Genomic DNA, 727 nt, shown 5'->3' with positions numbered 1-727 from the left:
CAACGGCGATAATTAGCTCGATAAGCGTAAAGCCTGAGGTGTTTTCCATGTTATTGTGCTCCTGATGTTTTGTTATTGTTCTATCCAGCCACTGCGATGCATACCGACTTCATTGGCAGCACCGCTGTATCCGGTATTCAAATCGATCAGGTTGCTGTCTTTACCAAGGGAGACAATAGTGGCATCACCGGGCAGCCCTACGACAGAAAATAAGGAAAAGCGGTCATTTATCTCTTTATCACTATCATTGTCTACGTCACGAATCGCCGAAGCAGTGTGAAGGTCCACCACATAAAAGCGGCTGGAACCGATACTGGGTGTGCAAATGTTGGCCCCCGGGGCAGAGGAAGGTGCATAGGTGCTATAAAGCAACTGTCCGCTGTAAACATCGCCAGTGGTGGTTGTCTTTTCTCCCGAAGCGGAAAGGTTGATATACCAGCCTTTACTACTGTCCAGTAGCGACAAGCCATTAGCGGTTTGCTGATCAGTACCCTGCTGGATAAGGTTACGGCTGGCATCGTACAGATCGCTATGGGAAATAATGTTGGGCGGTGTTGTGCAGTCATTACAACTGCCAAAGCGGTTATAGAAAATATTGGTATCACGGATAACGTAGTAACGGTCAGTATTTGAAGTGGCCATGGGGTTAGCCCGGTTACCACTGCCCAGTACTACCGCATCATATGCACGTCCCCGGTAAGTAGTTCTCACCAGCTCCGGTTGATAC

General features: G+C 48.6%; 2 protein-coding genes. Both read right to left on the bottom strand.

The window, feature by feature from the left end; all coding sequences use genetic code 11:
- A partial coding sequence (locus tag J7438_RS28580) for a prepilin-type N-terminal cleavage/methylation domain-containing protein (protein ID WP_209279017.1) occupies nt 1–49 on the bottom strand: 49 nt, incomplete at its 3' end.
- A gap of 23 nt (nt 50–72) precedes the next feature.
- A partial coding sequence (locus tag J7438_RS26500; RefSeq protein ID WP_209279016.1) for a pilus assembly protein occupies nt 73–727 on the bottom strand: 655 nt, incomplete at its 5' end.

The organism is Thalassotalea sp. G20_0 (assembly GCF_017744175.1).
GTDB lineage: Bacteria > Pseudomonadota > Gammaproteobacteria > Pseudomonadales > Endozoicomonadaceae > Endozoicomonas.
Note: the sequence above shows the minus strand (reverse complement) of the source record. Positions and strands in the feature narration are given on the sequence as shown.